Source organism: Coprobacter sp. (assembly GCF_982436375.1).
Genome location: NZ_CEWDCG010000118.1, coordinates 1 through 9,711 on the forward strand (window position 1 = coordinate 1; position 9,711 = coordinate 9,711).

Genomic DNA, 9,711 nt, shown 5'->3' on the forward strand with positions numbered 1-9,711 from the left:
GTATTATTATTTCCACTTTCTTATATTCCCAAAACCATTATGTCAAACAATTGGGAATAGAACAAGGTCTATCAAACAACTATGTCGTAAATATTACTCAAGATAAAGACGGATTTTTATGGTTTGCTACCGAAGAAGGTCTAAATAAATTTGACGGCAGTCGTTTTATTAATTATTATAAACATACCAATCATCTCAGTGGGAACGAATTGAACTGTATTTATGCCGACCCCTCAGAGCCTATTATATGGATAGCTACTCAACGAGCGGGAATGAACGCTTATAATTATGAAAAAAACGAATTAACCGTATTCTCACATAACGATTCGATACCCAGCAGCCTCATTACAAACGATGTCACACACATCTCCCCTGCAAAAGACGGGAATCTATGGCTCAGTACTTACTATCGGGGAATAGAGTATTTCAATAAAAATACCGGAGAGTTTGTTCATTTCAATACCAACACATTCCCCGATTTACCCTCCAATAATACTTGGACTGTATTAGAAGATGAAAACGGGAATATATATATCGGGCATGTAAAACACGGAATGAGTATTATTTCTTTGAAATCCAAAAGCATAAAGAATTTCAGACATAATCCCCAAAATAGGAACAGCATACCCGGTAACCGAGTTAATTGCATATACAAAGATAATTCGAATAACATTTGGGTAGGAACTGAAAAAGGTGCAGCCTTATTCGACCCGAAAACAGAGCAATTTTTCCCTATAAATCAATTTACAAATATACCTTCAATATCTGCTGTTTTTGATATTCGTCAAATGGATAATGACAAAATCTGGATAGCTACAGAGCTAAATGGAATTTTTATCATAGATATCAAACACCAATATTATCTATCACAAAACCAGATCAACCCCGAACATATCACAGTAGGAAGCGATAATTACAGTTTATCCAATCCGACAGTAAGATGTTTATTTCAAGACTCTTTTAAAAATGTATGGATCGGGACTTACGGAGGAGGTGTTGATTTTATCGGTCATATTCCTCCATTTTTTAGAACTTATAGTTATTCTCCGATCGAAGAGTATAAAAACAACCTCAACAACAGAATCGTACTGAGCCTATGTATTGATAAAAATAATAAATTATGGATCGGCACTGACGGCGGAGGAATTAATGTTTTTGAAAAAGGCAATCGTACAGCCATTTACACCGAAGAAAACAAAAATTTAAGCCATAATTCTGTTACAAGTGAATATTGCGATTCACAAAATAATATATGGATAGGTACATTCATGGGAGGTGTAGATGTCTATAACAACGAGAAAAATACTTTTTCCCATATCAACTTAAAAGAAGCTACGACTCATGACGCCCGTTGTTTTTATGAAGACCAGGAACACAACATGTGGATAGGGACTAGTTCCGGAATATTCATCGTCAATACTCAAACTCAAGAAAATACACATCATTATACTACAATAAATTCTCCTCTTCCTGAAAATATGATACGTAGTATTGTTCAGGATAATAAAGGTCAAATATGGGTCGGCACTTTCGGACAAGGATTGTCTATTTTCACAAAAAATATGCATCTTATCGGTCACTTCAATGAAAATAACGGATTTTGTTCCAATTGTATAAATCATATTTTCAAAGATTCAAAAAACAGAATTTGGATAGCAACCGGAGACGGATTAGCTTGTTTTGCTGCTAACGAAAACCGAAAATATAAAGTTTATAACCGGCAAGACGGCATTCATAATGCTCACATCCGGGCAATTACCGAAGACAATGAAGGAAATATCTGGTTTAGCACCAATGCCGGCATAAGCTGTTACACGGCAGACACCGAACAATTTATAAATTACAATTATTTCGAAAAAGTCCCGATGGGTAATTTTGCCAGTGCAGCCGTAGCCAAAGACGAAAACGGAATTATTTATTTCGGATCTATAAATGGAGCTCGTTATTTTGATCCGAGCGCAGTTCTAAGCAAACGTAAAGTATCACCTATTATCATTACCGAAATAAAAGTATTTGACGGACAATCTACATATAAAGATAATAATACTATAAATTTTTATGGACAAGATAATAAAGGTATAAAATTGACTTATAAACAAAATACTTTTAATCTAACATACAGTGTACAAGATCATTCCCAAGCTAATTTAGTTGACTATGCATATCGCTTAAAAGGGTTTGATGACTCATGGTACACTGTTGATGAAAATACAGTATTATTCCGTAATATTCCTCCGGGAGAATATGAATTCCAAATAAAAGCCAGGATTCGTAACCAAGAATGGACTGAGGAAATCAATACTCTCCCGATACATATTACACCACCGATTTGGTTATCTTGGTGGGCAAAAACACTTTATCTTATTTTTGCAGGATGCATCTTTTTCTGTCTTTTCAGACTTTATAAGAAAAAAATGGATATGCAACTTTTGTATGAGTTGGAAAAGAAAAATCACGAACAAGAAGAAGAACTGAATAACGAACGGTTACGTTTCTTTACTAACATCACACACGAATTGCGCACACCGTTAACTTTAATTTTAGGCCCTTTGGAAGATTTGCAAGAAGATAAAGATCTGCTCCCGTATCAACAAAAAAAGATATCAATCATTCATAATAGTGCCATTCGACTTTTAAATTTAATCAACCAAATACTCGAATTTCGCAAAACAGAGACACAAAACAAAAAACTTTGTGTAAGTAAAGATAACCTTGCTGCATTAGTTACAGAAGTCGGTCTCAAATACAAAGAACTGAATCCTAAGAAAAATATTGAATTCAACATTGCGATCGAAAGTGATCCTCTCCCCTTATATTTCGATAAAGAGATCATAACGATAATACTCGACAATTTAATTTCAAATGCCATAAAATATACGGAGAAAGGTTATATCAACATATCTCTTTATACTATCCGAAAAAATAATACAGATTATGCAGAAATCAGAGTTTCCGATACAGGACAAGGCATTCCTTCCGAAGAGTTACCTCATATCTTTGAAAGATATTATCAAGCCAAGAATGACCGTCAAGTATCGGGTACCGGTATAGGGTTGGCTTTAGTAAAAAATCTTGTTAAGTTACATCAAGGAGAAATACATGCAGAAAGTATTCTCGGGAAAGGTAGTAGTTTCAGATTTTCTCTTATCATAAACAATATATATCCGAATGCCTTTCATACAGACTCTGAAGAAAAAGAACAAAACAGTAACCACGATACAGAATCTGCCGAAGATAGTATGCTTAACAATAATATTTCCGGAGAAAAACCCATTTTATTAGTAGTAGAAGACAATCCCGATATATGCGAATATATATCTGAATCATTCTCCGATTCATTCGAAGTCATAACTGCAGAAGAAGGTGAGGCTGGTTATCGTATGGCAATCTCTCAAATTCCCGACATTATAGTAACAGATATTATGATGGCCGGTATGGATGGAATCACTTTTTGTAAAATCATAAAAGGGGATGTACGCACAAGCCATATTCCGGTTATAATGCTCACAGCAAAGGACTCTTTACAGAATAAAGAAGAAGGTTATCTGGCCGGTGCAGACTCGTATTTGACAAAACCTTTCAGTGCGAGTTTATTGAGAAGCCGTATTCATAATTTATTAGAATCCCGTAAAAAACTGGCTAATCAGTTCAGTAACAACCTAAACATCAATTCCGATAAAAGTATAATACTTCACGAATCTCTAAACCAACTTGATAATGAATTTATACAAAAGATCACACAAATCATCGAAGACAATCTTAAATCAGAAAAAATAGATGTTACCTACCTTGCAGATAAACTATGCATGAGCAAATCTACTCTTTACCGGAAAATAAAAGCCTTAACCGGAATCTCGACAAATGAGTATGTACGAAAGATAAAAATGCAAAATGCAGAAAAACTAATGTTGGAAGGCAGATACACGATTTCTGAAATAGCTTTTAGAGTAGGAATGAATAGTCCCGTCTATTTCAGACAATGTTTCAAAGAAGAATTCGGAATATCCCCATCAGAATATTTAAAGCATTTGAAAAGTAAATAAAATACTGAGTTTTTAGCCAGCCTAAATTTTCTTATTGGAAAATTTAGACTGGTTACTAATCGGTTCTAAAAAGAATATGTCGTACCGACCAAGAGATTAGCCGCCGCATCAAACTTTGCAGAACATTTTTTTCCATCGACTTTATCTCCGAAAAACGAACCTCTCGGTTCAACAAATATACTCAATCTACGATTTATATTGAATTTAGCTTGCATACCGACGATCGCCGTATATGTCGTTTTTGCATCTGTAACGTTAGTCGGGAAAGCAGCTCCGACTCCCACAATTCCTATCATATCAAATAATCGATCCGGATCATATCCCGAAAAACAAGAAGTCAGATTTACTAAATAATCACTACGTAAAGATAAAATTGTCATCTTATCTGCATCATACCATACCGCAGGACGGAAAGTATTTGTTCCGAAAGACAAACGAACTCCGGAAATAGAATTAAACCAATAACCCAACGACACATCTGCATTAAAAGAAAGCTTATCTTTTACTTTTCCTGTACGGGAAACAACGGTATTTCCCCAAACACCTGTACCAACGCCAGCCGAAACGAACGTTGAATTATCAACCTTTTCCGTATTTAAGTATCGCTCCGACCTATTTTTAAACTTGTAGGTCAATCCCAAAAGCAAATCTCCGGCAACCACCTGATTCCTGATTCCATCAAATCGATTGAAATATGTCGAAATTTGAGGCTCTAAAAATATATCTAAAGCTGGAGTTACACGAAATGCACCCTGCAATCCGGCAGAAATTCCCGGAATAAAACGGATCTTTTTATAAGAGGAAGCTACTCCCAATCCTAACTTAGCACCTAAAATACCGCTTAACGAAAACAATCTATCCGGATTATATCCTGCAGCAAGAGTACTCAAATTCAGCATATAATCTGCATCCAAACCTCCATGTACAGTAAACTCTCCGCTTTGATCTTCAACTTGTTCTCCCGATAAAGACAAACGCCATGCCGATAAAGGAGAAAACCAACGTCCTAAAGAAATCCTGCCGATAGGTCCGACATTCATATTCCGAAACATTTCATTATTAACATAAGTAGATATTCCGCCCGAAACAGAAGCAAAATAAGAAAAGCCTTTTTCACCCTCAAACAGAGAACAACTGGTCTCCCGGTCATATCCACGGAATGTATAACCGACACCGATATTCACAGTTGGAAGGACCGTTTTATATGTCGATAATCCCGAAAGAGCATTCCGATCGGCAACCCAAAGAAGATGAGGCTCGAGAAAAAGATTCCAATGAGAAGTAACATTAAATTGCGCCTGCAAACCAGCTTCTAATGCCGGATAGACTTTTTGATTCCGGTAAAAAGCCGATGGACCGACAGCTGCGATCAAATTAAATAATCGATCTTCTTTATATCCGGCAAAAACCGATGTTATATTAAACATATAATCAGCTCCTGCTATAATTGCATTGTAACGGGTAGCCTTTCCTGCAGGAAAAGCCGAACCGATTATCATCCCCGTACCATTAACTCTCAAACCGGAAATAGCAGTAAACCATTTTCCTAAAGATATTGTCGCTCTGGCACTTAAAGCTTGCCGAGCAGAAAGTCCCAACTTGGGTCTGGAGACTATTCTCCCTAAACCTCCGCTAAGAGCAATAAACATATTATCAGAAAACACTCTATCAGCAAATTTATCTTGGTTTTTACGGATTTCCCGTTCAACCGTATTATATATTATACCGACACTCAAAGAACCTAAAGCATCCAATTTCGACACAGTCTTCCCTCCGGCTAAGCGATTTGTATAAAATGACATACGAGGCTCAACGTAAAAGTCTATATCTTTTGTCAGGCGAAGATTTCCTTGTAAACCAATTCCTGCACCCGGAACAATCGCCGTCTTATCCATGCTTTTCTTTGCATAAATCCCTTCTATTCCTGCAACCCCGACAACTTCAAATAAACGATTCCGGTTGTATCCCCCGAAAGCCGTATTGAAATTCAACAAATAATCAGCTCTCAGTCCAACAGTCTTTAATCGATAATGCACTCCGTTCACAGGAGCTTTCCAATCTGAGAAACCTCCATCTGCTGAAAAACGAATTCCGGAAACCGGAGTTATCCATCCTCCTATTGCAACTTGCGCAGATGGGCCAAAAAAGTCGAAAATACCATTAGAAAACATTTGTCTCGAAATCAATGCACGAGTACCTACCCCTCCGGATATAAACATATTATTTCGGAAAGGACGAAAAAATGCTGTCGTAACACGTTTCTCGACAGGGATCATCTTATATGAAACCCCAAGCATTACAGATCCGAAAAGATCATATTTACGCCATGAAGACCTATCATCAATATTATCTCGATAGATTGACAACTCCGGCTCGATAAACAAATCTACCAAAGGTGATAAATTGAACTTACCTTGAAACCCGCCACTTAGTCCCCACACATGGCGATAACTTGCATGACGAAACGCATTATGGTAACTAATACCCAAAATACCGACCAGTTCAAATAATCGATCCGGATTATATCGATTGGCAAATGCGCTCAAATTCATAAGATAATCCCAATTAACGCCGATAATTCCAGCTTTATTCCCAGTAAATCCATTATTAACAGACATATAACTGGCATCTAATCCTACACGAGAACCTATAACCGGAGTAAACCATTTGCCAACATAAAAAGAAGCCAAAGGACCGACATATATACCGGAAGCTTCACGACTCAGCTTCATATTAGCCCCTAAACCTCCTGATATGAACATATGGTCAGAAAAACGTCCGGACTCGAACTTCTCGGCTTTACGTCGCTTCTGCAAAGTATAATCCAATCCATTAATCTGAGCTTGAGTAAATCCTGATACAAAAAACAGACTCAGAACAAACAACCAGAAATATCTCGATGATGACATAGCAATATTACTTTCAATCTTTTATTTACGTTCTTTATCACAATAAATCCATCACATCCGCATCCACTTTGGCCACATCTCTTAAGGACGGATCTAATTCAAAAGCCTTTTCTATGTGATTGATCGCATCCATTACTTTATCTAACCGATTGGCCGCTATTGCCTTAACATACTCTGATCGGGCTGTTTCAGGTAAATTCTGAGCCTTTTCCCAAGCCTCGTCATTACGTTTCAATGCTAATAACAACACCACCTCGTTAATGCCACCTTCTTGTCCGAAAGTTGCCAGTGCTTCTTCATAATTGCCGTTTAACGCACGAGTTACAGACTTTAAATATTCCGAAGAAACTCCGTCTGGAATCAAAGAAACGACAGAATCAGCTTTTTCATATTTCCAATTGCTCAACAATGCTACAGCCTGATTGGTTAAGACCTCTTCAGGAGCATCTTTACTAATAAATGATTCTAAAATAGAATCATCGGGTCTACCTTGATTTATATAAAGAGCCGAAAGATTATTCGCCGCTAACATAAATTTAGGATAAACTTCAAGAGCTTGTTTATAAATCGTTTCTTTCTCTTCATCCGACTCAGCGATTTCAAACATCCGCCAAAATTCATGACGTGACAACTGCTTATAATCTTTAAGATAAAGTTCTTTGATCTCTGCATCTGTGAGAAAACGATATATCGAATAATCAAAATTATACTCTACCCGTCTCATTAAAGGCAAATAGTGCGGTACGATTACACTTCTATAATAAGGGAGTCTGATTATTGCCCGCCATTGTTTATCCGGACTATCGGGATATTTATTTACGATATTTTGTAAATCTTGAGCCTGCCCGAAAAGAGAATCTCGTCTCATCATTTCGATTGCAGTCTGCCAAGTTTCAACCTTCGAACCTGTCTGAATTTTCAAAAAATCCAGAGTCTCTTTATTCAAATGCGATAAAATACGATTTACTGCCAAATCCATACGTTTTTTAGCCAAAACAAGGTTTTTATCATGAGGCCCTTCCGGAGAAGAAACACCCAAGATAGAAAAAGTCTGCAATTTTGCATCCGGATTAGTTTCTATAGAAGACAACCGTTCCCTCAATTTTGCCAATTCCGATGCATTTTTCGGATCTCTATCATTGATATCCGCCTTACCGGGTAAAAAGGAAAGTTCTACTTCCCCTCTGTCATTACGCAACTGTAATTCGGGTTTCGGGAAATAGCGTTCATCCGTAATGTCCTTCGCTTTCAATTTATATTCAAAAAAACGTAAAGGATTAACAAGTCCCCGAGCTATCTGAAAACTATCCGTAAATAAAATCCGGTTATAATTTTCAAGAGACAATCGAATATCGGCACGAAAATCTTCTTTAAGATTTTCGATATAGGCAGAATCATGATATGCAACCAATTCTCCGTTCTTAGTCATTTCACTCTTACGTATATAAGGCTCTAAAGGATCGTTTTTCAGATCAAACTCATACATACGTTCCTGCGTAAGCGTATATTCTCGCCCATCTGTCACCACAGGTTTTAACAAAACACCCTTTTTACGAGTAATATTATATAATGTCGGTTGAACGATAAGTCGGGTATTGCTGGAGAACATCTCCGCAGGTACTTTAAAACGAGTTCTTAAATGAAAATAATTTCCGACAACCTCGATCTCGGAAGGCTCGAAAATAACCTTATTCTTAATTTTTGCAACGACCGAAACTTCTTGTATTTTTACCGCAGTAGAAACCAAAACAACATCAATTATCTGGCGTCCTTTTACCTTTATATCTTGCCCGTCATATCCAAGGCATGTAAAATTCAAAATGCCGTTTACCGGTACAATAACAGAATACTTACCATCTTCATCCGTCAAACCGACCACCTTTTTCGTTTCTTTATTTATAATAGTAACCCCCGCCAAACGCTCTTCATTATTGCCCCTGACAACTCCTGCCACACGTAAATTTTGAGCAATAATATCAACTCCCGAAAGTAGGAAGATCAAAGCAGATAAAAAACATATCTGTATAAAACTTTTCATCGTGTACACTTAATTATATTTTACCACAAATACACTGTATTATCAACACAAAATATATAAAATCAGCGCAGTATATAAACAAAAGAGAGAGCTAACTTCACAGGGACAAGCGCCCATCCCCTATCATTGACAGATAAAGGTCGAGGTTCTGTATTAGGATATTTATATTGACGGTAACGAAGAGCTCCTATCCCTACCGATGCTTCAAAATTCCAATGTTTATTGATCACTACTGCATAACCGTATGTCACACCTGCAGCGACAGCGTCTCCGTAATAGTATTTACGTTTCAGCAATGCATCGTAGCTGGTATAAAAAGCTGTAGCTCCTAAATAGTGCCGGGACATAGGTCTACCGAACCAATACCTTAATTCAGGTTGTACTAAAACATGCTTCAAATCTAAAGATGAACCGGGAAACCAAACGTTAAATGAAGCTGAAAGATCTAACGATAAATGATTACTTAATACAAATTCAGCACCTAAATTCGGAGAAACAGTCGCCCATTGTACTAAATTGGTCTTCAACGCCAATTTTTGTGCATATCCATTGATTGAAAACAAACAAAGTAAAATAAAACAAATTTTACGGCAATGTACAATTTTCGCTTTCAAAGAAATAAATTTAAATAAAGAATTTCACACCTAAAACTATACACACGACAATAAATTATCTTTTTATTTTAGTAACTTATTGTCAAAAAATCATGGCAAAAATACAT

At 36.8% G+C, this 9,711-nt stretch carries 4 protein-coding genes; 1 reads left to right on the forward strand and 3 read right to left on the reverse strand.

Annotation, left to right across the window (positions count from 1 at the left end):
* The first annotated feature begins 2 nt into the window (after nucleotides 1-2).
* Nucleotides 3-4,043 carry a hybrid sensor histidine kinase/response regulator transcription factor gene (locus AC1WHX_RS07810; RefSeq protein WP_481229105.1) on the forward strand — a complete coding sequence of 1,347 codons (4,041 nt, stop codon included), beginning with the start codon at nucleotides 3-5 and terminating at the stop codon, nucleotides 4,041-4,043.
* A 65-nt stretch (nucleotides 4,044-4,108) separates the two neighbouring features.
* On the opposite strand, the gene AC1WHX_RS07815 is transcribed toward AC1WHX_RS07810, so the two are convergent.
* The 3 genes from AC1WHX_RS07815 to AC1WHX_RS07825 form a co-directional block, all read right to left on the reverse strand.
* Entirely contained in the window at nucleotides 4,109-6,952 is a 2,844-nt protein-coding gene (locus AC1WHX_RS07815; protein WP_122337563.1) for a hypothetical protein, read from the reverse strand.
* A gap of 37 nt (nucleotides 6,953-6,989) precedes the next feature.
* Nucleotides 6,990-8,990: a carboxypeptidase-like regulatory domain-containing protein gene (locus AC1WHX_RS07820; RefSeq protein ID WP_122337562.1), complete on the reverse strand. Its 2,001-nt coding sequence runs from the start codon at nucleotides 8,988-8,990 to the stop codon at nucleotides 6,990-6,992.
* Between the two features lie 62 nt (nucleotides 8,991-9,052).
* Nucleotides 9,053-9,604 carry a DUF3575 domain-containing protein gene (locus AC1WHX_RS07825; protein ID WP_022390132.1) on the reverse strand — a complete coding sequence of 184 codons (552 nt, stop codon included), beginning with the start codon at nucleotides 9,602-9,604 and terminating at the stop codon, nucleotides 9,053-9,055.
* Nucleotides 9,605-9,711 lie beyond the last annotated feature (107 nt).